This is a genomic window from Streptomyces sp. 7R007, assembly GCF_054850255.1.
Genome location: NZ_JBTWMV010000061.1, coordinates 13,777 through 36,135 on the forward strand (window position 1 = coordinate 13,777; position 22,359 = coordinate 36,135).

General features: G+C 69.0%; 18 protein-coding genes and 1 pseudogene. 8 read left to right on the top strand and 11 right to left on the bottom strand.

The features are described from left to right. Window positions 1-34: 34 nt before the first annotated feature. The 3 genes from ACYF6T_RS39590 to ACYF6T_RS39600 all read right to left on the bottom strand — a co-directional run bounded on the left by ACYF6T_RS39590 (window position 35) and on the right by ACYF6T_RS39600 (window position 2,484). Window positions 35-859 (bottom strand): alpha/beta fold hydrolase, encoded by an 825-nt coding sequence (locus tag ACYF6T_RS39590; protein WP_461702805.1) that lies wholly within the window; start codon window positions 857-859, stop codon window positions 35-37. Between the two features lie 352 nt (window positions 860-1,211). Next, window positions 1,212-1,358 carry an alcohol dehydrogenase catalytic domain-containing protein gene (locus ACYF6T_RS39595; protein WP_461702806.1) on the bottom strand — a complete coding sequence of 49 codons (147 nt, stop codon included), beginning with the start codon at window positions 1,356-1,358 and terminating at the stop codon, window positions 1,212-1,214. Between the two features lie 334 nt (window positions 1,359-1,692). Continuing rightward, on the bottom strand, window positions 1,693-2,484 hold the full coding sequence (locus ACYF6T_RS39600) for an alpha/beta hydrolase (protein WP_461702807.1): 792 nt from the start codon (window positions 2,482-2,484) through the stop codon (window positions 1,693-1,695). A gap of 417 nt (window positions 2,485-2,901) precedes the next feature. On the opposite strand from ACYF6T_RS39600, the gene ACYF6T_RS39605 reads away from it, so the two are divergent. Further along, entirely contained in the window at window positions 2,902-3,339 is a 438-nt protein-coding gene (locus ACYF6T_RS39605; protein ID WP_461702808.1) for a pyridoxamine 5'-phosphate oxidase family protein, read from the top strand. 237 nt (window positions 3,340-3,576) lie between these two features. Here ACYF6T_RS39605 and ACYF6T_RS39610 read toward each other — a convergent pair whose 3' ends face one another. Both ACYF6T_RS39610 and ACYF6T_RS39615 read right to left on the bottom strand, forming a co-directional pair. Beyond that, a complete protein-coding gene (locus ACYF6T_RS39610; RefSeq protein WP_461702809.1) occupies window positions 3,577-3,774 on the bottom strand; it encodes a hypothetical protein in 198 nt (65 codons plus the stop codon). Between the two features lie 556 nt (window positions 3,775-4,330). After that, window positions 4,331-7,408: a BTAD domain-containing putative transcriptional regulator gene (locus ACYF6T_RS39615; RefSeq protein WP_461702810.1), complete on the bottom strand. Its 3,078-nt coding sequence runs from the start codon at window positions 7,406-7,408 to the stop codon at window positions 4,331-4,333. Window positions 7,409-8,713: 1,305 nt separating this feature from the next. Between ACYF6T_RS39615 and ACYF6T_RS39620 the strand changes: the two genes are divergently transcribed. Then, window positions 8,714-9,109, top strand: coding sequence for a MerR family transcriptional regulator (locus ACYF6T_RS39620; RefSeq protein ID WP_461702811.1), 396 nt, complete (start codon window positions 8,714-8,716; stop codon window positions 9,107-9,109). Window positions 9,110-9,257: 148 nt separating this feature from the next. Beyond that, entirely contained in the window at window positions 9,258-10,139 is an 882-nt protein-coding gene (locus tag ACYF6T_RS39625; protein WP_461702812.1) for an NADP-dependent oxidoreductase, read from the top strand. 409 nt (window positions 10,140-10,548) lie between these two features. On the opposite strand, the gene ACYF6T_RS39630 is transcribed toward ACYF6T_RS39625, so the two are convergent. Beyond that, entirely contained in the window at window positions 10,549-10,740 is a 192-nt protein-coding gene (locus ACYF6T_RS39630) for a hypothetical protein (protein WP_461702813.1), read from the bottom strand. Window positions 10,741-10,905: 165 nt separating this feature from the next. Here ACYF6T_RS39630 and ACYF6T_RS39635 point away from each other — a divergent pair, with 165 nt between their 5' ends. After that, window positions 10,906-11,055 (top strand): hypothetical protein, encoded by a 150-nt coding sequence (locus tag ACYF6T_RS39635; protein ID WP_461702814.1) that lies wholly within the window; start codon window positions 10,906-10,908, stop codon window positions 11,053-11,055. 512 nt (window positions 11,056-11,567) lie between these two features. On the opposite strand, the gene ACYF6T_RS39640 is transcribed toward ACYF6T_RS39635, so the two are convergent. From ACYF6T_RS39640 to ACYF6T_RS39650, 3 genes are all read right to left on the bottom strand, one after another. Then, window positions 11,568-12,236, bottom strand: coding sequence for a hypothetical protein (locus ACYF6T_RS39640; RefSeq protein WP_461702815.1), 669 nt, complete (start codon window positions 12,234-12,236; stop codon window positions 11,568-11,570). Window positions 12,237-12,934: 698 nt separating this feature from the next. Continuing rightward, window positions 12,935-13,924, bottom strand: a complete 990-nt coding sequence (locus ACYF6T_RS39645; RefSeq protein WP_461702820.1) for an aldo/keto reductase — start codon at window positions 13,922-13,924, stop codon at window positions 12,935-12,937. A gap of 511 nt (window positions 13,925-14,435) precedes the next feature. Beyond that, on the bottom strand, window positions 14,436-15,329 hold the full coding sequence (locus ACYF6T_RS39650) for a LysR family transcriptional regulator (RefSeq protein WP_461702816.1): 894 nt from the start codon (window positions 15,327-15,329) through the stop codon (window positions 14,436-14,438). A 101-nt stretch (window positions 15,330-15,430) separates the two neighbouring features. Here ACYF6T_RS39650 and ACYF6T_RS39655 point away from each other — a divergent pair, with 101 nt between their 5' ends. Both ACYF6T_RS39655 and ACYF6T_RS39660 read left to right on the top strand, forming a co-directional pair. Next, on the top strand, window positions 15,431-16,516 hold the full coding sequence (locus ACYF6T_RS39655) for an alcohol dehydrogenase catalytic domain-containing protein (protein ID WP_461702817.1): 1,086 nt from the start codon (window positions 15,431-15,433) through the stop codon (window positions 16,514-16,516). 30 nt (window positions 16,517-16,546) lie between these two features. Next, window positions 16,547-17,830 carry an MFS transporter gene (locus ACYF6T_RS39660; RefSeq protein ID WP_461702821.1) on the top strand — a complete coding sequence of 428 codons (1,284 nt, stop codon included), beginning with the start codon at window positions 16,547-16,549 and terminating at the stop codon, window positions 17,828-17,830. 159 nt (window positions 17,831-17,989) lie between these two features. Here ACYF6T_RS39660 and ACYF6T_RS39665 read toward each other — a convergent pair whose 3' ends face one another. Next, window positions 17,990-18,931, bottom strand: a complete 942-nt coding sequence (locus ACYF6T_RS39665) for an SDR family oxidoreductase (RefSeq protein WP_461702818.1) — start codon at window positions 18,929-18,931, stop codon at window positions 17,990-17,992. 201 nt (window positions 18,932-19,132) lie between these two features. Here ACYF6T_RS39665 and ACYF6T_RS39670 point away from each other — a divergent pair, with 201 nt between their 5' ends. After that, window positions 19,133-19,975, top strand: coding sequence for a helix-turn-helix transcriptional regulator (locus tag ACYF6T_RS39670; protein ID WP_461702822.1), 843 nt, complete (start codon window positions 19,133-19,135; stop codon window positions 19,973-19,975). 233 nt (window positions 19,976-20,208) lie between these two features. Here ACYF6T_RS39670 and ACYF6T_RS39675 read toward each other — a convergent pair whose 3' ends face one another. Beyond that, entirely contained in the window at window positions 20,209-21,126 is a 918-nt protein-coding gene (locus ACYF6T_RS39675) for a LysR family transcriptional regulator (protein WP_461702819.1), read from the bottom strand. A gap of 218 nt (window positions 21,127-21,344) precedes the next feature. Between ACYF6T_RS39675 and ACYF6T_RS39680 the strand changes: the two are divergent. Beyond that, window positions 21,345-22,246: pseudogene (locus ACYF6T_RS39680) on the top strand (fumarylacetoacetate hydrolase family protein); the annotation flags it as partial. Window positions 22,247-22,359 lie beyond the last annotated feature (113 nt).

Consider the following 22,359-nt stretch of genomic DNA (forward strand, 5'->3'; position numbering starts at 1 on the left):
TCATGGGTCGTGGCCCGTGGGGCGCCCACGGCGGTCAGGACCGGATGAACTCCAGCAGGTCGGCGTTGATCGTGTCGGCCTGAGTGGTCGGCATACCGTGTGGGAAGCCGGCGTACGTCTTGAGCGTTCCGTTCTTCAGCAGCTCGACTGCTCGCGGCGCCGTGGCGGCGTAGGGCACGATCTGGTCGTCGTCGCCGTGCATCACCAGGACCGGCACGCTGATCTTCTTGAGTTCCTCGGTGTAGTCCTCCTGCGCGAAGGCGAAGACGCAGTCGTACTGGGCGTTCGCGGCGCCCATCATGCCCTGGCGCCACCAGTTCTGGACGACCGCCTCGGACGGCTCGACGCCCGGCCGGTTGAAGCCGTAGAACGGGCCGGACGCGAGATCCCGGAAGAACTCCGAGCGGTTGCCCGCGACGCCGGCCTGCAGACCGTCGAAGGCGTCTTGTGGCAGACCGTCGGGGTTGGCGTCCGACAGGAACTGGGACGGTGTCACCGAGCTGATCAGCACCACCTTCGCCACCCGGCCCTCGCCGTGGCGGCCGATGTAGCGCGTCACCTCGCCGCCGCCGGCGGAGTGTCCGACATGGACGGCGTCCCGCAGGTCCAGATGCTCGGTCAGCGCGGCCAGATCGTCGGCGTAGTGGTCCATGTCGTGACCGCTGCCGGCCTGTGTGGACCTGCCGTGTCCGCGCCGGTCGTGGGCGATGACGCGATAGCCGTGGTGCAGGAAGAACAGCAGCTGGGTGTCCCAGTCGTCGGCCGACAGCGGCCACCCGTGGCTGAAGACGATCGGCTGGCCCGAGCCCCAGTCCTTGAAGAAGATCTCTGTACCGTCCGTGACCGTGATCGTGTTCATGGTGTACCTCCCTCGCGGACGCCCCTTCGGACGGCCTTGGGATGAATGGGGTCGCTGCCTCGCGAGGCAGCTCAGTACTTCACGACAGCCCGGAACCGAAGCTGTCCCTTGATCAGGCGGTTGTAGGCTTCGCCGACGACTTCCTTCGGGAAGATCTCGATCATGGGCTTCAGCCGGGCAGAAGGACCGTGCCCTGCTCATCGGCGGCGACGTACTCGGCCTGGCCGCCGTCGACGTTGACTCCCGTCAGGACGGGTGCGATGCAGTTGTTGGCCGTCACGAAGCTGTCCGCGTGCCGTTTCTTACAGAACGCGCACCTTCCGCAGGGCTTTTGCATGATGGGAAGCCCGACCTAGTCGCCCACCTGACGTGACGTCACGCCGTCGCCGACGGCCACCACATCACCGACGCCTTCGTGCCCGAGCACCATGGGGGAACGGACGGAGAGCGAGCACCCCTTGTGCCAGCAGGGCGTCGGTGTAGCACACCCCGCAGGCATGGATCCTGACGAGGACCTGGTGCGGCTCGTTCGTCGGCATCGGAACGTCCTCCAGTACCCAGGGCGCGTTGGCTTCACGGACGACTGCCGCCTTCATCGTTGCCATGTCCAACTCCTGCCGTGCGTCCTTGCGTTCGCGGGTGCGGAATGAACCGACGCGCTGCGATCTGTGGTGGCCCTGTCCTCCTTGTCCCGACCGACGTTACGGAGCACCGATTGATGAAGAGTGGACACGTTGTGGATTCCGGATCAGGGCGGGTGCGAGGGCGGAAGTCCGGCGCCTCAACGGCTTCGCCCGACGTCGGCGACCGGCGGCACCTCCACTTCCGGCCGGCTAGAGGCCTTGGCGGGCAAGCCAGGCAAGGCTGTCGTCGGCGAGTTCGCGCCAGCCGTGGTCGAACGGGGCCGTGTGCCCGCGATCGGCGTAGGTGACGATCTCGGTGACGGAGCCGGAGCCGACGTAGAGCCGGTGGGCCGCCCGAACGACGACGGCGGGCACGGTGTGGTCCTTGCCTGCCGCAACCAGCAGCAGCGGGCCGCGGTCACCGCGGCCTGTGTCGATGGCGGTGGGCGCATTCCTGGTGAAGTTGGCCGATGATGCCTCGAAGAGCGGACGGCCCGGACTCGGGATGGTCCAGCGGCGATACAGCTCGTCGGACTCCGACCGCGGCAGCGCGTTGCCGAACGCGTAGGCGAACTGTTTCTCGGTCAGGGCGACGGCTTTGCGCCTGTTGCCCGGCCGGGACAGGACCGGCAGGCTGGAGCGCAGCAGGCTGGGCGGCAGGACCCGGATCCCTTTGATCGGCGCAGGTGAGATCGCCACCGCCGCGGCGGCCTGGCCGCGGCTGAGCAACTTCTGCGCGATCAGCCCGCCGAAGGAATGACCCACCACGATGGGCGGCGCCCCCAGCGTCGCAAGGGTCTTTGCATAGGCGTCGGTGATCTCGTCGACGCCGACCCCGGCTGTGGGGGTGGGATCGGCGCGGGTGGCCTCGACGGAATCGGCCTCACCGGGCCAGCCGGGCGCAAGGGTCTCATGGCCTCGCTCGCCGAACAGGTCCTGCCAGGGCTGCCAGGAAAGCGCATGGATCCACAGGCCGTGAATGAAGACCACCGGAGTGTTCATCGTGCGACCTCGCCTTCAGAGAGTGACGTAGGTGACGCATGATCCGCGTCGCCGCGGTCTGAGCCGTGCCGGTACGCCAGCGCCCGGTGGCCATGGTCCACGGCCACCCGCACCCGCAGACGTTCCGTTGACCGTAGGCGGGTCTTGTTGACGACGAGTGGACACTTACTGACGGCGTCCAGACCGCCTGAGTGACTGTGACATTGTTCAGCGGCCCCGGCGTGACGTCTTCCAGCAGTCCCAGGCGATGAAGATCCTGTGTCTCCGGGACGTCTTTCAAGTGGCCCCGGTTTTGGTCTGCGCCGGGACCACTTGAGGGGCTTGCCCTGTTCTTCCGGGGGCTCGGGGTGCTTGGGGCTTTGGTCGTAGGTCGTAGGTCGGTGGTGAACTGATCGGCGACATCAGAAGATTGGCGATGTGGAACCTTCTGGGTTCGATGTGGACGCTTTCCTGCAGCAGCCGTTCACCGCTCGTATCGCGACGAGCGGGCCGACGGTGCGTCCTGTCTGGTTCCTCTGGGAAGAGGGAGCTTTCTGGACCTTGACAGGCCCGTGGGCCCGGTTGTTCCACCGCGTGAAGGACGACCCGAACGTGGCCCTCGTGGTGGATGAGTGCGATCTCGCGACGGGGTGCGTCCGACAGGTGATCGCTCGGGGCCAGGCCGAGCTCGTGCCCTTCGACGTGCCGAGGGGGCGGCGCAAGCTTGCCCGCTATTTGGGGGCGGACGAGGCTTTGTGGGACGAGCGTTTCGTGCACTACCTGCATGATGATCCGGGCGAACGAGGCACGATGTGGCTGCGTTTGGTGCCTGCCTCGCTCACCGCGACGGATCTCAGCTACTCCGTGGCATCGTGATGGTGTGCTTCGCGGCGTCGTTTTTCTGCGCCTTCGTGCCGGCCGCGTGGACGTGGCCTTCGAAGAACGCCTGCTGACCGCACGACCGGGAGATGCGGTGCACGGCCTCGCCCGAGAATGCCAGCCGGAAGACGAACAGATAGCAAGCGGGTGCGCTGGCCGGCCAGGTCCACATAGACGTCCCCGAAGTCGACTTCGGCATCCGCGCCGAGCGCGTTTCGCCAGGTCACGAATGCCTCAACGGGCGTCCCCCGTCTGGGCGGCGATCTCCTTGCGACGGGCCGCGACGAAGTCCCGGACCGTCGGACACGGGATCGCCTCGCCGAACTCCTCCTCGATCCGCGCGACGATCCGTCGCACCGTGTGCCGCTGCTTGCGCGGAGCCTCCAGATCAGCCCGCAGCCAGGCATCGACCGTCTTCTTGTACGGCTCCATCCGAGGCGACGTCCGCACCGGCCGACGGCGCGGCGCGGCCACTGGCGAGGACAAAGCCTGGTGGCGTCCGGCGACGTGGTGTAGGGATGCGGAGTTCGCGGCTCCGCAGCTCAATGGGGGGGTGTAGTCACTTCCGCACTGGACGGCGGTAATGACCCCGTGAGCGGCGCCGAGAACCGGAGAGGCGGGCGGGCCGGCGCTTGCGCCACGGCGCTGAACGGAGCCGCACGGTCCGGATGGCTACACCACTCGGCGGGACACCACTCAAAGCGCGTACGAGCCGGCGGTGTACGCCGTACTTCTTCGACAGAGCCCGGATCGACATCTGCCGCTGCCAGCTGTCCCGCCGGATCCGGTCGAACAGCTCTTGCTTGGACAAAGACATCCACAGCACCGCACCTGCCGGAGACCACGGGAATCCGCCCTTCCGACGCGGCGTGGTCATCGCAACAACCCCCAGGTCAGGTGTTGCAACCACGCCTAGAACCCAAGGCGTCACGCCGGGGCCGCTGGACAACGTCACAGCCACGCCTGAGCACAGCAGAGGCGGGCGCCGTCATGTGCCGGCGGGGTCCTCAAGGTTTGCCAGGAACCTTTCGGCGCGGTGGGCGAACAGGTGGGCCTCGCGCTCGGTGGACAAGGCCCGCCCCCTTTCGGCGGCCGCGCGGACTACGGCAATGGGCTCCCCACGGGCCTGCAGCAGCTGTGCTCGCAGCAGCAGGATCAGGCCCTCCGGGTGGCGCTGGCCACAGGCGTCCAGGTAGACATCAGCCCGGTCGAGAGCGGCAGCGGCCTCGGTCAACGCTCCGTCCGCCAACCACATTTCACCGAGCAGCCCGTAAAACGTGGCCACGCCGGAACGTGGCGGGTTCAGCAGGTTCGCCGCGATGATCCGCTGAGCCTCCGCTGCGACGCCGGCCGGGTCCTCGTCGGTCATGGCCCGGGCCCAGCAGCGGACCAATCGCTGGTAGGTGCCGAGAAAGACGAAGGAGAAGTCCGGGTCCACCGCGAGTCCCCGCTCCGTCACGCGGAGCGCCTGGACCGGGTCACCGATGATCGCTGCGGTCCGCGCCGACATGGTGGCCCAGATCGTGATCATGTACGGGTCGGCGCCCGCCACCTCCTCCAGCCCGTCGAGCAGGACCCGCGCCGACGCTACGTCACCGTGCAGCGCGGTCACCTCCGCGAGCATCCCCGTCATGAGCAACTGGAGGTCGTGCTGGACCGGATCCTTCTCGCGCTGGGTGAGGTTGAGCACGATGTCCCGGGACCGGGTGAGGTACCGGAACGACTCGCCGATGTTACCGATGTCCCACTGGTGAATCCCCCAGGCCTGCAGACCGCACCCGAGCACGAACGGGTCGGTGGACGCCTCGGCCTGTTGCAGCAGCTGACGCGCGAGCGGCCCGCTGCGGTCGAGTTCCATGGCCTGGGCGTGGGAGGACCAGCGGGAGAACAGGAAACCGGCAGCCTCGACCTCACGGCCGAGGCGGCGCGCCAGATGCTCGGCGCGCTCGAGCAGGTCCCGCGACGAGAAGCCGTACATCGACCGCATCCCGACCACGGCGGTGAGCTGCGACAGAGCCGTCAGTTCCAGCTCCTCCAGGCCGGCCGTCCGCGCCACGCGCGCGGCCTGGCGCAGCTGACGCTCGGCGACGTCGAGGGCGGACTTGCCCGCTGCCCGCCGCCCCGCGTGCACCAGGGCGGCAGCCGTCCGGGCCGGATCGGCCAGCGGACCGGCCGCCCACAAGTGGTGCGCCAGCCGTTCGGCGATCAAATCGCCCCCGGGGTCGGTCGCTTCCAGAGCGTCAGAGACCCGAAGATGCAGCCGGCTCGCCCGCGACGGCGGCGTTGTCGTGGAGACCGACTCACGGACCACGTCGTGGGCGAACCGGAACAGGAAGGGATTCTCCGGTGTCGACTCGATCATGCCCAGGGCCTTCACGGGCTCGAGTTGTTCGAGGCAGCTCTCGACGTCGACACCCGCCACCCGGACGAGCAGGTCGAGATCGACATCGCGGCCGATGAGGGCGGCGATCTGCAACAGATCTCTGGCACCGCCGTCCAGGTCGGCCATCCGGTCGAGGACGACGTCCCTTACGGTGGCCGGAACCCCCGCCCGGGCCGCGGCGTCGTCGGTGAGCACCCCGCCGTCGGCGAGCAACCGGGACAGTTCCCGAACGAAGAAGGGGTTGCCCGCGGTCCGCGTGTGGATGCTGCGCGCCACGCCCGCCCCGGGATCATGGCCGGTCTCGCGTCGGACCAGTTCGGCCACCTCGTCCGGAGTGAGCGGGCCGAGCCGGAACCGGCGGTGACCGGGCACCCTGCTGACCGCGGCCAGCAGACGGGACAGTTCCGAGCCGGGTACGGGAGCACGGTCGCGCAGGGCGCCGAGAACGGCAGTGCCGGCCGGCAGCCGGGCGGCCAGGTGCCCGAACAGCTCCAGCGACGTGCCGTCCGCCCACTGCAGATCGTCGATCACGAGCACGACCGGTCGCTGGGCGGACACCTGACCGATGACAGCGGCCACCCGTTCGAAAAGCCTGAAGCGGAAACCACTGTCCGGCAGCACCGGTGCGGCCAGCACACCGCCGCGAGGCTCGACGAGATGTCCGACCTCACCGGCGAACCACTGCTCCCGGTCAGGCGGGGACAGGGCGTCGAGAATCGTGACGATGGCCTGCACCCACGGCCACATCGAGGGCGCACCGTCGCCCTCCAGACAGCGGCCCCACACGATCAGCGCGCCGCGCCGGGCTGCCTCGGCGGTGGCCTCCTCCAGCAGCCGGGTCTTGCCCACACCCGGTTCGCCCTCGACGATGCTGATCGCCGTGCCTCCGGTGAGCGCCGTGTCCCGGCTCTGGCGCAGCAAGGAGAGCTCCTTGGACCGCCCGACCAAGGGGCCGGCCGTGCTCGGCCGTGGGCGGCTGACGTCGCTGTGCGTATCCGCCATGGTCGGCGACGGCGTCTGCGTCAGCACCCGCTGGTGTGCGGCCTGCAGCACAGGCCCGGGGTCGATGCCGAGGTCCTCGGTGAGACGGGCGCGGACCGTAGCGAACACCGACAGTGCATCTGCTTGCCGGCCCGCGGCGGCGAGGGTGGTGATGAGGCCGGCCTGGACGGGCTCGTGCAGGGGCGCCATCAAGGCGGCCAGGTGCAGCGCCGGCAGCACTTGCTCCGGGCGGGCCAGCGCCGTCGCCAGTTCGGCTGCTGTCGTGCACACCTCGTAGAACTCGGCGTCGAGGGCTGCGAAGACGGGGAGCGCGGTGGGGCCGCTGCTCAGCCCGTCACCCGCGGGACCGTGCCACAGGGCGAGTGCCTCCACGTAGTCGGCGAGCGCCGCCTCGTGGCGCTGCCGCGCAGTAGCCGCCCTGGCCGTCGCGACATGCTCACGAAAGGTGACCAGGTCGAGCATGCCGATTCCCGCCGAGAACAGATATCCGCTGCCGCTGCGATGGAGGAACGAGCCACTGTCGCGGGCCGGGAGTCCTGGTTCGAGCAGGCGCCGCAACACGCCGATGTACTTGTGGAGGACGTTCAGGGCGCTGGCCGGTACGTTTTCTTCCCATATCAGATCGATCAGCTCCGAAGTGCTGACCGGCTGTCCCTCACGGGCCAGCAGGAGCGCAAGCACAAAGGCCTGCTGACGCGGTCCCACCTGTACTTCGGCGCCGTCGCGCCAGAGCCGCAACGGGCCGAGGATCTGCAGACGCAGGGGAAGGCCGTCGTCCGGCCGAGCCTGTTCACCGGACGGGGCAGGACGCATTGACTCAGCCACGCTCATGGCCCCCGACTGCATCCGGTCCAGGTTCTTTACTGCGTGGATCGCGTCTGCTCACGGCATACGCAGCAAAAAGCTTACACGCGGCGATCGATTCCGGCGATTCGTGCACCCGATGGATGGCGTCTCCGGAACCCACCCGGACCACTGCTGTTCCAGGGGAACCGCGCCGGAAAACCCTCCCGCATGACCGGCGAATTCATCCGCCGCGCCCTGGCCGAGATCCTCGCCTTCATTGGCCTCGCCGGCAGCACCGACCAACCCACGGACTTCGCCCCACACGACTTCCGGCGCATGTTCATCACCGACGCCGTCCGCTGCGGCCTACCACCCCCACATCGCCCAAGTCACCGTCGGCCACACCAACACCAACACCACGTGGGGTACAACGCCATCTACCCACCGAGGCCGAGTGGATGGACTTCCTCGGCCATTTCAAACGCCGCAAAGCCTCCGTCGGTACCGGCTGTCTGCGTACAAGTGAATGTGGCCGTGGCACGATTCTCGTGAATCGGGGTGGTGCCACTGTGGGCCGGTGACGCTCCGTCACGGGGTGGTGGCGACTCGGTGCAGGAGGAACGCCGGCGCGGCCGGCCATGGCCCGTTTCTGGAGCTTCAGGTCCGTGATCCGGCCTTTGCTGACGCCGGAGTTGTACAGGGTGGTGATTTCCTGCACGACTGCCAGCTGGTCTTCGCGGATGGCCTTGGCCAGGCTCGCCAAGGCAGGCGGCCAGATGCCGCGGGTTGGCCGGGCCAGGCCGGCAGACCGCGGCGTAGTGGCGCGACGGCCATCTTGACCCGTTGGTAGTCGCCGCCGTAGCCCTTGGCCGCAATCTCCCAGTGCAGCACGGTGGCGACGTGCTCGCCTTCCTCCCACCGCTGCCTCAGGTACTCCAGATACGGGTCGAGGCTCGTGGACCGGCAGGACGGAGTGCGCCGTACGCACTCCTGCCAGCGGGCAGCGCGTGCGTAGTCGGCCACGGTGCGGCGCTTCAAGCCGAGTTCGCGGGCTATCGCGTTGAGACCGCGGGCCATGCCGGTGTGAACGTGCTCAGGTGTGGGACCGGGAGAACAGCCCTGCGGCCATGGGGGTGTCCGCGAGCGTCCATGACCCGCCGGCGGTCTGACTCTGGAACACGCGGGCGTAGGCTCTTTGGGATGCGGATAGGAGAGTTGTCCAAGCGCACGGGCGTGAGTCCGCGCTCGCTGCGGTACTACGAAGAGCAGGGCCTGCTGACCAGCTCACGCTCTGAAGCCGGGCAGCGTCACTATTCCGATGCTGCGGTCCAGCGCGTCTCGCTCATCCGGCAGCTCTTCGACGCGGGTATGTCCAGCAGGGTGATCGCGACGGTGCTGCCGTGTGTGGACGTCCCGGGCGACCTGGGCGTCGCCGAGGAGACGTTCACGGCGATGATGCGCGAGCGCGACCGGATCGACGCCGACATCGCGCGCCTGATCGAGGCCCGGGATGCACTCGACGTGCTGATCAAGGCCAACAGCCGGCACCGGGCGAAGCTGTCCACGGCCCCGGAACCGGGAGCGCAGTCCGCCTGATGCTGTGATCTGCGTCTCAGCTGGTTGCCCCTCACATCGATGTCACAGGTGAGGATGGCGACAACGCCCGGAATCACCGGGCCGGTCATACGAGAGGCAACGCAAGATGGGACAGGCGTGGGGTTTTGGCAGGCATGGCGGGCCCGAGGTGCAGGAGTTCTTCGATCGTCCCGATCCCGTTCCCGGTCGCGGCGAGGTACTGATCCAGGTCGACGTCGCCGGCGTGAATCCCCTCGACCACCTTCTGCGCTCAGGTCTGGTCGACGGGCTCGACGGCGGGCGACCGTTCCCCCGCGTGCTGGGCATGGAGGCAGCCGGAACCGTCCTCGCCCGGGGTGAGGACGTCAACGGGCTCCAGGTGGGCGACGCGGTCTTCGGCTTCGCACTCACCGGCGGCGGCACCTACGCCGAGACCACGGTGCTGTCCGCGCCGCACACCGCGCGCATTCCGGAGGGTCTGTCCGCGACCGTGGCGGCAACACTGCCGGTAGCCGGGACGACCGCGGTGGACGTCCTCGACCAGCTCAGCCTTCCGGCCGGTGCCACGATCCTGGTCAACGGAGTCGGCGGCGGGGTCGGCCTCGCCGTCGCCCGGCTGGCCATCGGGCGCGAACTGCGCGTGATCGGCACCGGGAGCACCGCCAAACGCGAGCACGCCGAGGCCGTCGGTGTGCAGTTCATCGACTACACCGCCCAGGATGTCGCCACCGCGGCACGCGAACTGGTTCCCGACGGCTTCGACGGGATCGTCGACCTGGCCGGAGGCGCCTCGCTGCGGACGGTCGCTCCGCTGGCCCAGGAGCCCCGCAACGTCATCTCTGTGGGTGATATGTCTGTGCCCGATCTCGGTGGGCGTTTCGTCGAGCGTCGCCTTGACCGCGAGAACCTGGAGCGGGCGGCCCGGCTGGCCCTCGACGGACTCCTCGCACCCGTCATCACCGCGGTCCATCCGCTCTCCGACGCCCCGGCGGCCCTCGCCACCGTCGAGAGCGGTCACACCGCGGGCAAGGTAGTCATCAAGGTGGCATGAGAAGGGCCCGGCCGTCCGACGCCGGACCGTTCCTTGCGGACTGACGACAACCCGTGGTCAGCGCATCATCAACTGAGCACGTACGCCTGTAGGGGTTGAGCACGTTCGTTCAGGCGTACGCCGACACCATGCCCAGTGAGAGGTATGCAAGCTGACGCTTGTGGTCAGGGGTCTGATGTGCGTGGGGCGTCGAGGGTCATCGGGTGACTTTGCGGTTCGTGAGGACCGGCAGGGCCCGGACCAGCGCGGTCGTCCAGGAGGAGTCGGTGCGTCCTTCCCCGAGGACGCACCGGTTCTTGAAATGAGCGAAGCCGCGCTCGACGGGTTCGCGGGCGGCCGCCCGTGCCGTGCTGGACAGCGTCTGGCCTCGCGTCAGAGGCCCCCTTCCGGGCGGCCTTGTCGCCGGTGATCACCACCGGGACGGCGTCGGGGCCGCAGTCGTCGAGGCCGACGAGGCCAGGTCGGCAATGGCTGCGAGTCCGGCTTCCCGCAGTTTCTGGGTGAGCTGGCCGTGCCGACAGGCGGTGATCTCCGAGGTGCGCCCGGGGCGGGTCGCCGAGATCCACAGCGGTCGCACCCGGCCGTCGGAGAGGGCGATCACGAGCAGGCCGTGGCATTTGTACTTGCCGGAGTGGTTCTTCCGGTTCTCCTTCCCGGTTCTCCTTCCCGGTTCTGCACCGGGTGCGGATCACCGATCCGTCCAGCACTACGATCCCGCCGCCCATGCGGGCGCAGGAGGTCCGCGATCTGCCCCGCCATCATCTCCGTGGCCAGGGTGCCCCGGCGGCGGCTGCTCGGGGTCCTGCCGGGCCATGTGCTGCGGCTGCGCCCGTACTGCGAGGCGCCCGGAGCCTGGCACCGTATGCCCGCGGCCGACGGGTACGAGGTCAGAGCCACAAGGACGTCCTGGAGCTGACGAAAGCCGTCCTCGATGCCGTGCCTGCGGCGGCCAACGGCCGTGCTGCGTGGACCCGACGCTCGGAACTGCGAGTGAACACCCGCATCCGCGGGGACCGTCACGCCGACTACCGGGCCCTCTGCACGCTGCTGAAAGAGCTGGACCCGCAAGGGCGTTGGGCCGGTCTCGACAAGCGCATCAGCCCGGAAGGCGAGACGCATGGGCTGTGCAAGGATCACGCTTCCTGCCCTATCGCAAGCCGTTGGGCGCAACGATGCGGGGGATGCCTCCCTTTCTCCCAGGCCAGCAGATCACCGGCCGCCAAGTTCCGTCCGAACTGACCACGGGACGCTCAGCAGGGACCACACCGCCCGAAGCGGTCGTGTTCCCGTAGCGCTTGGGAAGGGAAGCGCCCACGCGGCACTTTCGACGTATCCTCACGCGGATACCTGCTCGTCAGAGATCACTCCGCAGCGGTACGGGTCGTAGCCGAAAGCGAAGAGCGTGGCAACGAAGAGCTGCAGGATGGCTCAGTGGCCGTACAGTGTCCCGATCAGCACCACCGCGAGCGCCGCGATCCAGCCGAATCCCGCCCCCACGGTCATCAGGCGCAAGAACCAACCGGTGGTACGGGGCCCAGTCTCCGGGCTGAGGACGCCCGGGCGGCGCGCATACGGCTCGGTGAAACGGCGCAGCGCACGCAGCATGCGGCGGTTCTTCAGCATAGAGATCCAGGCGGCGATCATCCCGATGCCGAAATGGCCCCAACTGCGCGTGTAGGCCTGCGCTCTGCTGGTGACGTTCACGCCGCACTGTCTGCACAGCGTCTTCGTCTCCCGGTGCACCTTTGCCACCAGCAGCACACTCAGCACCCACACCGCCGTGACGGGTACGGCCGGGAACGACCCGCAGATCTCGCATTCGTACGGCATCCGCGGGCTGCCGGGCTGGAACGACGGCATGCCGGTCGGCACGCTCGACTGGGACAGGGCGAACGAGGTCCGGGGCCCGCTGCCCACGGTGGTGCTGTACGTGCCCGCCTCGTCCAGTCGGCGGTTCAGCCCCATCTGCAGGCCGAGAATGCCGGCCACAGCGCCGTAGACGGAGGCGTACGCGGACTCGCACGCGGCGGCGTCCAGACGACCGCTCTCTGCCTGGCGCCGATACGCCTGGACCTTCGCTGCGGCCGCGTCGTGCACTTGGGCGGGCGATGCTCCCGGTGCGATGCCCAGGACGGCGTAAGCACTCAACGCACGCTCCTTCCACGTGAGTCTGTTGCTGATGGTCAGTCAGCATGAGTGATGGGCAGGAGGGTTGATGGTCACTATGCGGTTGGCGAGCACGTCCCTCTGTACGGAGGGGCGCGGGACCGATGGAGCCCTTGCCGGTGAGGGTCTGAGCCCACAGGTCGGCGGCTTCTCACCTGGGCGGCGTCGTCGGCCGAGGTGACCGGGACGGGCGGACGAAGCGGTGTGTGACGGGCATGGGAACTCCGTAGGTGGTGGGGTGGCGGGACCGCGGGTGCTGGGCCGTGCATGGTGAACCCAGTGGAAGGCATGGCTCGTTGACCTTCCACAGCTGATTGATGATCAATTGATCAGGGGGCCACTGACCAATGAAACCGCTGGTCAACGGCGCACGGGGATTGACCGGATGCGGTCTCGGCATCGCGGTCGGCCGCGAGCAGGGCGGCCGGCCACGACACCTGCCCGTCCGGGAAGGGGGCAACGCCCCACGTCGATGACCGCGGTGGCCCCGGTCTCCACGACGCTGGGCTGCCGGCCGGACGTGAGGCTGCTCTCGACGTCATGCTCACACCCTGCGGCGTCCACGACGACCGACACCGGCCCTCCGCGTCACGGAACGCGGAGGGCCGGTGTGAGGGGCGTACGGCGGGCTACCGATTCACGGAGCGCATCCCCGCCTCGTCGTACCGGTCGCCGGCCGCCTGGGGCAGCTCGGCGTCGATGCGGGCCAGATCGTCTTTGGTCAGGGTGATGTCGACGGCGGCAGCGTTCTGCTCCAGGTACGTGCGGCGCTTGGTGCCCGGGATCGGCACCAGGTCCTCGCCCTGGGCCAGCACCCAGGCGATGGCCAGCTGGGCCGGGGTCACCTCCTTTTCCGCGGCGATCTCCTTCACCTTTGCCGCCAGCCGCAGGTTCGCCTCCAGGTTGGCCTCCTGGAAGCGCGGATTCTGGCGGCGCCAGTCGTTCACGTCCAGGTCGTCCGGCGAGGTGAACCGTCCGGCGAGGAAACCGCGTCCGAGCGGCGAGTACGGCACGAAGCCGATACCCAGCTCGCGGCAGGCGGGCAGCACCTCGGCCTCCACGTCCCGCGACCACAGCGAGTACTCGCTCTGCACGGCGGTGATCGGATGCACGGCGTGGGCGCGCCGAATGGTCTGCGCGCCCGCCTCGCTCAGCCCGATGTAGCGCACCTTGCCTTCGGCGACGAGTTCGCCCAGCGCGCCGACCGTCTCCTCGATGGGCACGTTCGGATCGACCCGGTGCTGGTAGTACAGGTCGATGTGGTCGGTGCCCAGTCGTTTCAGGGAGCCGTGCACCGAGCTGCGAACGTGTTCGGCGGAGCCGTCCTGCGGCCCGACGGTGCCGGCGTCCCCCGGCACGGCGTCGTCCATCCGGTAGTTGAACTTCGTCGCGATCACGTACTCGTCGCGGTGCCCTTGGATCGCTTCGCCGACCAGGGACTCGTTGGTCAGCGGTCCGTACATCTGCGCCGTGTCCAGGAAGGTCACGCCAAGGTCGAGGGCGCGTCGGATGGTCGCGACCCCCTCATCGTGGTCGGCGGATCCGTAGAAGGCGGACATGCCCATGCATCCCAGGCCGATCGCCGATACCTGCAACTCCCGCAGACTGCGCTTCTGCATGCCGTGGTCCAGCCTTTCCTGCATGTTCGTTCGTCGTCGGGACGGCCCGAGGTTCCGCATGCTTCCCGCCGCGATCCGGCGACATCCGGCGCCCGTGAGGGGCAGCCGCCGACATGGGCCTCGTGCGCCGCTGTGTCTTCGACGCTACGGCTTGGAGCGCACTCCAGGGCAAGCCGGGCGACGCGCGACCTGCCGTCCGTCCTGCCGTGCAGCACACCGCACGACACGCACCTTCCGGTGTGGCACGTGTTCCTGCCGCGAGGCCGCCCGGCAGCCGGGCCTGCGAGACCGTCGGCGACGTACGCCCGACCGGGTTGCCAGGCACGCCCGACCGGGGTGCATCGCAGACCTACGCCGTTGCTCGCGACCGCGGTGGTGCCGAGCCCGTGCGGGACTGTGACGACGGCGAAGTCGATCACCGGTACGGCGAAGAACAGGGCGCGGTGACCGTGGTGGCTCACCCCGCAGCGAGGCACGGTTACGCGGTGATACGTACGGGTCTTGGTGGCGTTCAGGCGGCCGAAGTGATCGCTTGGGTGACGGCGGTGATCGCCGGAGTGGGAGTGCCGGGAAGGCGGGCCACATGCACCCGGCGCATCTCGGGGGGTGTGCCGTCGACGTGCACCACGCTCACGCCGGGCAGCGGCATCGGTGAGAAGGCGGACGGCACCGTGGTCACGCCGAAGCCGCCCGCGACCAGCCGGAGCTTCGTCAGCCAGTCGCGCGCAGAGTGGATGACGCGCGGCCGTCCGGGCAGGCCGGGCCAGACGCCGAGCAGCGGCTCGGATGTCGACGACGGGCTGGCGATCCATGCGGCGTCGAGCAGTTCGTCGACGTGCACCGTACTGCGTCCGGCGAAGTCTCCTGTCGACGCCACGGCCACGACGAGTTCGGTGTCCGCGACGGTCTCCAGGTGCAGGCGCGGCGACTCGCTGTCGAAGGGCCGGTGGGGTGGGCGGGAGGTCAGCACGGCGAGGTCGAGCGAGCCCGCGCGCAGCGCCCGGATCAGGGCGGGCGTGGTGCCCTCGCGGGTGGTGACCGTGATCTGCGGGTTGGCCTGAGCGAGGTGTGCGAGTGCGGCGGGCAGGATCGCCGAGCCGGCGCTCAGGACTGCGCCGAGCCGCACCGGTTCAGTCCGCGGGACGGTGCCGGTGAGTTCACGCTCGGCCGCGGCGAGCGAGGCGAGGATCGTATGGGCGTGCCGTAGCAGGGTCAGGCCGGCCGGAGTGAGCCGCACTCCGTCCGAGCGGCGTTCGAACAGGGTGGTGCCGGCGCTGTGTTCGAGGGCGGCGGCCTGGCGGGAGACGGCCGACTGCGTGTATCCGAGTCGGGCGGCCGCCGCGGTGAAGCTGCCGGACTCGGCGATCTGCCGCAGGACCCGCAGTCCCGTGCTGGAGATGTCCATGCGACCTATGCATACCCCAGGTGCGAGATCGTCGCTTCCCGCATGCCCTTCCCGTCTCTAGTGTCGATCTCACGAGCACGGACGAACGCGGAGGTCATCACGTGCGAGCAGCAGTTCTGACGCGGTTCGGCGCCCCACTCGCGGTGCGGGAGGTGCCGGACCCCGAGGCCGGTGGCGGCGAGGTGGTGGTCGAGGTCCTCGCCGCCAGCGTGGCGCCGTACGCGGCCGAAGTCTTCAGCGGCAAGCGGAGGTATCCCCTCGTCCCTCCGGTCGTGCCCGGTACCGGCGCGGTGGGGCGGATCGTCCACGTCGGCCCCGACGCCACCCGGCTGCGCGTCGGCGACCTGGTGTGGTGCGACTCGACGGTGCGCTCGCGGGACGACGCGCTGACCCCCGACATCACGCTCCAGGGCTGGTGTTCGCGCGGCGAGGGCGGTGCACGACTCGCCGAGTACCTGCATGACGGCGCGTTCGCCGAGCTCATGCGGGTGCCGACGGAGAACGTCTTTGCGCTGCCGGCCGCGGCCGGGGAGGATCCGGCCCGCTGGGCCGCGCTCACCGTGCACACCATCTCCTACGGTGGGCTGCTGGCCGGTCGGCTGGCGGCCGGCGAGACGCTGCTCGTCAGCGGGGCCACCGGAAACCTCGGCAGCAGCGCGGTCGCGGTCGCGTTCGCGATGGGCGCGGGTCACGTGGTCGCCCCCGGCCGCAACAAGGCCGCGCTCGACCTCCTCGCCGACCGGTTCGGTCCGCGGCTGCGCCCGGTCCTGTTGACCGGCGACGAGGCCGACGACCGCGCGGCGATGTCCACGACGGCCGACGGTCCGATCGACCTGGCGATCGACCTGCTGCCGCCGAGCGCACCCAGCTCGGTCTCGCGCGCGGCGGCCATGACCGTGCGTGAGTACGGCCGGGTCGTCCTCATGGGCGGCGTCGGCATGCTCGGTGGCGACGACCTCGCACTGCCGTACCCATGGATCATGCGCAACTCGATCACCGTGCGCGGGCAGTGGATGTACCCACGCACAGCCAACGTCGGCATCATCCGGCTCCTGGCCTCCGGCACTTTGGATCTCGCCCCCGAACGAGTCCGGTCGTTCGAACTCGATGCCGTCAACGACGCCATCACGTACGCCGCCGCGCACGGTGGCCCGTTCGACCGCACCAGCCTCACCCCGGCCGGCTGACAAGACCGGCCACTGATCCCTGCCATCCGCCTGGCCGGCACCGCACTCGAGTGGCACGACTCCTTCCTCTACGGCACCGCCTCCGCCTCCGCCTTGGTCTTCGGCCCCCTCTTCTTCCCCGGGGCCAGCTCCCTCGCCGGCACCCTGGCCTCGTTCGGCACCTTCGCCGTCGGCTTCGCGGCCCGCCCCCTCGGCGGAATCGTCTTCGGTTACTTCGGAGGCCGGCTCGGCCGCAAACCGACGCTGGTGATCACCCTGCTGGTCATGGGCGTCGCCACCTTCTTCATCGGGACGCTGCCCACCTATGCGCAGATCGGGGTCTGGGCACCGATCCTCCTCGTCCTGCTGCGCAGGCTTCAGGGCATCGCGGTCGGCGGCGAGTGGGGCGGAGGCGTCCTCATGATCACCGAACGCGCCCCCAGGGACGGCGCGGTTGCTACTCGGCGTGGAGCCAGGTCGGCATCAACCTCGGCTTCATCACGCACCGCCGGAGTCTTCGCCGCGGTCCAGACGATGTCGGATGAGGCGTTCCTCTCCTGGGGCTGGCGCATTCCCTTCCTCCTGGGAGCCATCCCCACACTCGTCGGGTTCGTCATCCGCCTCAACGTCGAGGAAACACCGGAATTCCAGACTCTCCAGCACGAGGGCAACAAGCAGCGACTGCCCCTCCTGCACGCCCTGCGCACCCACCCGCGCTCGATCCTGATCGCGGCAGGCGCCCGGGGGGCGGAGAACGGCGGCTCCTATGTCTTCCTCGTCTTCAGTCTCGCCTACGGCAAGCACATCGGGGTCGACAGCGGCCTCCTGCTGACCGGGATCATCGTCGCGAACGTCGTGGAAGGCGCCTCCATGGTGGGGTTCGGCGCCCTCTCCGACCGCATCGGCCGCCGCCCCGTCTACATGGCCGGTGCCGTCACCCTGGTCGTCTTCGCGTTCCCCTTCTTCTGGCTCGTGGGCACCGGTACCCCTGCCCTGGTCTGGCTCGCCTTCGTCATCGCCCTCGGCATCGGCATCGGCCACGGCGCCATGATCGGAACCCAGCCGCACTTCTTCACCGAACTGTTCGGCAAGTCCTCTCGCTACAGCGCCATTTCGCTGGGCCACGAGCTCGCCTCGGTGTTCGCCGGCGGTCTCTCACCGCTCATCGCCACCGCGCTCCTTGCCGTCGCCAACTCCTCCTGGTCCATCGCGCTGTACCTCGTCCTCCTCGGCTGTATCACGCTCGTTGCCGTCCATGTCTCTCGCGAGACGGTGCAGCGCGATGCCCCGCCCACGCCGGTCCCGCGGCTGCAACCCGCCGACACACGCGATTAGCGCGCACCCGCAGCCCTGGTGCTCGTCGGCCACACCGTCGGCCCCCAAGACCACAGCCAGGTCTTGGGGGCCGACGTCACGTGAGCACCGACGCCACTTCTCCAACGGCGTGTCTTGAGGGTGCTGTGGTGGGAGCTGAGGATGCGCCCATCGGGCGGGCTATGCCTGCAGGCGCAGACCGATGAGTTGTTCAGAGGTTTGCCATACACGGGCGGCTTCGTGCGTGCTGGTGAGGCGGCTGTAGAGGGTTTGCTCGGCGGGCGGACCGCCCAGGTGGAGCGGTCCGCTGGGCCCGTAGAACCGTCCGGGCTGGGCGTCCGGGGACGTGGCGGCATACAGGGCGGGGAATTTCGCGCTCGCGACGGTTCCCAGGAGGATGCCCCGGGCGGACAGGAAACGGATCACGCGGACACCGAGCGTGTCCTTGTCCCGCCCCACCTCGGGCCGGGCGGCCAGCAGGCTCGTCGGTGCGATGCCAGGGTGACAGACGTTGCTGGTGATGCCCCAACGACCCGTCTCGCTGCGTCGGTTGAGTTCCAGAGCGAACAGCCCGAGCGCGATCTTCGACTGGCTGTAGGCGCGCTGGCCGTTGTAGGAGCGTTCCCAGTTCAGGTCGTCCCAGTTGATGGCGTTCTGGTTCGCCGCGATGCTGACCTGGGACGTCACCCGTGCCTGGCCGGCTCGCAGCAGCGGCAGCAGATGGGCCACCAGGGCGAAGTGCCCCAGGTGGTTGGTGCCGAACTGCAGCTCGAATCCCTCGGCGGTGGTCTGCCGGCTCGGCGGCGTCATGACGCCGGCATTGTTGATCAACAGGTGGACGGGCCGCCCCTCCCCGATCAGCGTCTTGCCGAACGCCTCGACCGAGGCGAGCGAGGACAGATCGAGACTGCGCAGCGACACCTGCCCTCCTGGCGCCTGCTCACGGATCCTTGCGAGCGCCGCCTCGCCCTTCAGCGGATTACGGACCGGCAGCACCACTTCCGCACCTGCGGCGGCCAGCCATGCCGCCATGCCCAGACCGATCCCGTCACTCGCGCCGGTCACCACGGCGCGCTTGCCGGACAGGTCCGGGACGGGAATGTCAATGGAATCACGCGGCATGCGCACTCACTCCAGATGGTCGTGTCATTTCCTCCACTGTCCCGGGCTCCGCCGTCGTTATGCAGGACCTGTCAATCCCCCGCTACGGCACCAGGTCCGCACCTGGAGGCGTGCGTATGGGGGGATTGCCAGGCCATGGATACCGATCCGAACGGGCGGTAGACATGATGATCCAGGAACCAGAAGGTGAATGAGGAACAGATGGCGATCGACCGGACTGGGCTGGCGGAATTCCTCAGGCACCGCCGGGAGGCGTTGCAGCCCGAAGACGTCGGTCTTCCGCGTGGAAAGCGGCGCAGGACCAGCGGGCTGCGGCGGGAGGAAGTCGCTTTCCTGTGCCACATGTCGACCGACTACTACGCGCGGCTAGAGCGCGAGCGCGGCCCTCAGCCGTCCGAGCGGATGATCGCCTCCATCGCACAGGGCCTCCACCTCTCCCTCGACGAGCGCGACCATCTGTTCCGGCTCGCGGGGCACACCCCGCCGCCCCGCGGCACAGACAGCGATCACATCAGTCCCGGCCTGCTGCGCATCCTCGACCGCCTTCAGGACACGCCTGCGGAGATCGTCACCGAGCTCGGCGAGACCCTGCGCCAGACGCCCCTGGCCGTCGCACTCACCGGTGACCTCACCCTGTATGAGGGGCCGGCCCGCAGTCTCGGTTACCGCTGGTTCACCGACCCCGCCACCCGGGCGCTCTACGCCCCCGACGACCATCCCTTCCTGACCCGTATGTTCGCCTCGGGTCTACGCGGGGTGGTCACCCTGCGTGGACCCCGCTCCCGCGCGGCCCGACTCGCCGAGCTGCTGCTGGCACAGAGCGAGGAGTTCCGGCAGGCATGGCAGGCCCACGAGGTCGGCATCCGCCCCCGCGAGACCAAGCACTTCATCCACCCCCAGGTCGGAGCAATGGAGCTGGCCTGCCAGACACTCCTGGACCCCGACCAGTCACATCTCCTGCTCGTCTACACCGCCATTCCCGGCAGCGAGAGCTACGAACGGCTGCAACTGCTGTCCGTCATCGGAGCGCAACCGCCCCGCTGAACGTCAGCTGCCACACATCTGGCTCTTTCCTGATCAGCGACGTCATCCCGCACAGCGCACCCGTGGGCAGGAGCACGACTGCCGCCAACGGTTCCCTCACGCAGACGGCAGCATCCTCCCGGCCAAGACGCCATGGGTCGCCGGCTCACCCACGAGCCGGGACGCCTGTGAACGCCTCCATGATCCAAGCGGCACGCGACGGAACCGACTCCTGATGAGGTGCCTTCATCGCCTCAGTCCTGGTCTGTGCGGGGTAGCTGAGCCCCGACCCGCGCGGCCGTCTCGCGCAGCCAGATGTGGGCCGCGTCATGGGTATGGACCGGATGCCACCACAGTGCTTCGCGCAGCGGCACCGCCTCGTACGGCGGCTCCAGCACCCGCACGGCGGCGATCGGGGCCATCATCCGCGCCAGCCTCGCCTGGACCAGAGCGATGCGGCGGGTCCCGGCGATCATCAGGGGCAGGAGCTGGAAGCTGTCGACGGACACCTCGACGCGCGGTTCGATCCCGAGCATGCCGAGCTGCCGTACGGCGGGCGCGTCGTAGGTGCGCTGATACGTCACCCAGGGCAGTTCGGCCAGGTCGGCACGGGTGAGCCGGTCCCCCACGCCGGGGTGGTCCTGGGCCACGAGGAACACCCATCGGTCGTCGTAGAGGTCGGTTGCGGGGAAGTCGCTGATCACGCCGTGGGGCATGAGCAGACCGTCGGTGCCGCTCAGCAGCGTTGCGGTGTTGTCGATGACGGTCGGCGGGGTCTGGGTGAAGCGCAGCCGGATGCCGGGGGCCTCCTCGTGCACGAGGCGGGCGAGTTCGGTGCCGAAGACGGAGACGGCGTAATCGGATGCGACCAGTTTGAACTCGCGGCTCTCCTCGGCCGGGTCGAAGTCCGCCTGGCTGGAGAAAAGACGTTCCAGCAAGTCGTAGGCCGAGGCGGTGCGGTCCAGCAGGACCTGGCCGAGTGCGGTCAGCTCGTAGTGGCCGCCGACGCGTGCGAGCAGCTCGTCGCCGAAGTGCCGCCGCAGCCGGGCGAGGGCGGCGCTCATCGCGGGCTGGCTCAGGCCGATCCGCTGTCCCGCACGGGTGACGTTCCGCTCCTCCAGCAGGGCGCGCAGGGCGACGACGAGATTGAGATCGAGACGGACCAGGTTCACGGATCGGTTCCTTGCGGTGGCATTCAACGAAGAAGATAGACACTGTGGATGCAGGTCATCCACGGAATCAATTTTCCTGATCACGGGGTGCGGGTCCAGATTAGTCCCACCGCAACAGGAGGACATGTCCGTGGAAACCGGAACCCGCGTCCGCGCTCTTCTCCGGACCGTTTTCACTCGCCACCCTTTCGACCCCGGACGGGCCCTGGTTCCCCGCCCTGGTCACCCCCGACGGCCAGGCCCTCGACCTGCGGGACGCCTTCGGCGACGACCGGCTGACCACATTGGACCTGCTGGACCGCTGGACACCCCCTGCCGCGGCTGCGCGCCCTCGCGTCCGACACCAGCCTGACTCGTACGGCCGTCGCGGACTTGCGCGTGCACGCACCGGTGGCGCCTCGCCAGGTGTTCCAGTCGGGCGCGAACTACCGGCAGCACGTGATCGACCTGCACGTCGCCCTCCGCGCCCCCGGTGACGACCGGCCGGAGAGCGGACGGCGCGCGGGGGCCGCCGAGATCATGGCCCGGCGAGCGGCGGAGGATCTACCGTACGTGTTCATCTGCCTGCCGCCTCGATCACCGGCCCGTACGACGACGTCGTCCTGCCCGCCTGGGCCGAGCAGCCCGAGTGGGAACTGGAGCCGGCGGTCGTCATCGGTAGGCCCGCCTACCAGGTGCCGTTGGAGGACACATCCGCGTACATCGCCGGCTACACGATCGCCAACGACCTCACCGACCGGGCGACCGTGTTCCGCCGGGACATGCCGCAGATCGGTACCGACTGGCTGCGCAGCAAGAACGAGCCCGGTTTCACCCCGCTCGGCCCGCGGCTGGTGCCGGCCGAATCGATCGCGGACCCTGACGACCTGCACGTCACGCTCAAGCTGAACGGCGAGACCATGCAGGACGCGTCCACCAAGGACATGATCTTCGAGATCGCGCGGATGGTGGCGTATGCCCTCCCAGACAGCACGTGTGCTCCCCCGAAGACCTGGTCCTGACCGGCAGCCCGGCCGGCAACGGCATGCACTGGGGGCGACTGCTGCGCGACGGCGACGTCATGGAGGGTTCGGTCACCGGACTCGTGCTCCAGCGCACCCGTTGTTTCGCGGAGGGCGCCGTACGAGCCCCCCACGACCCCGAGGGCTCGATCGCCGAGGCCGCCAAGTCGTACTCGAACTGGGGCCCCCGTGGGGTGAGGACGACAGGCTCGGGACCCTGAACTTCCTCACG

Coding starts and splice junctions, on each gene's coding strand:
- ACYF6T_RS39610 (WP_461702809.1), bottom strand. CDS start 3,774: ATGGAGCCGTACAAGAAGACGGTCGATGCCTGGCTGCGGGCTGATCTG.
- ACYF6T_RS39650 (WP_461702816.1), bottom strand. CDS start 15,329: ATGGACATCTCCAGCACGGGACTGCGGGTCCTGCGGCAGATCGCCGAG.
- ACYF6T_RS39645 (WP_461702820.1), bottom strand. CDS start 13,924: ATGCAGAAGCGCAGTCTGCGGGAGTTGCAGGTATCGGCGATCGGCCTG.
- ACYF6T_RS39600 (WP_461702807.1), bottom strand. CDS start 2,484: ATGAACACTCCGGTGGTCTTCATTCACGGCCTGTGGATCCATGCGCTT.
- ACYF6T_RS39595 (WP_461702806.1), bottom strand. CDS start 1,358: ATGCCTGCGGGGTGTGCTACACCGACGCCCTGCTGGCACAAGGGGTGC.
- ACYF6T_RS39590 (WP_461702805.1), bottom strand. CDS start 859: ATGAACACGATCACGGTCACGGACGGTACAGAGATCTTCTTCAAGGAC.
- ACYF6T_RS39670 (WP_461702822.1), top strand. CDS start 19,133: ATGGCGATCGACCGGACTGGGCTGGCGGAATTCCTCAGGCACCGCCGG.
- ACYF6T_RS39620 (WP_461702811.1), top strand. CDS start 8,714: ATGCGGATAGGAGAGTTGTCCAAGCGCACGGGCGTGAGTCCGCGCTCG.
- ACYF6T_RS39665 (WP_461702818.1), bottom strand. CDS start 18,931: ATGCCGCGTGATTCCATTGACATTCCCGTCCCGGACCTGTCCGGCAAG.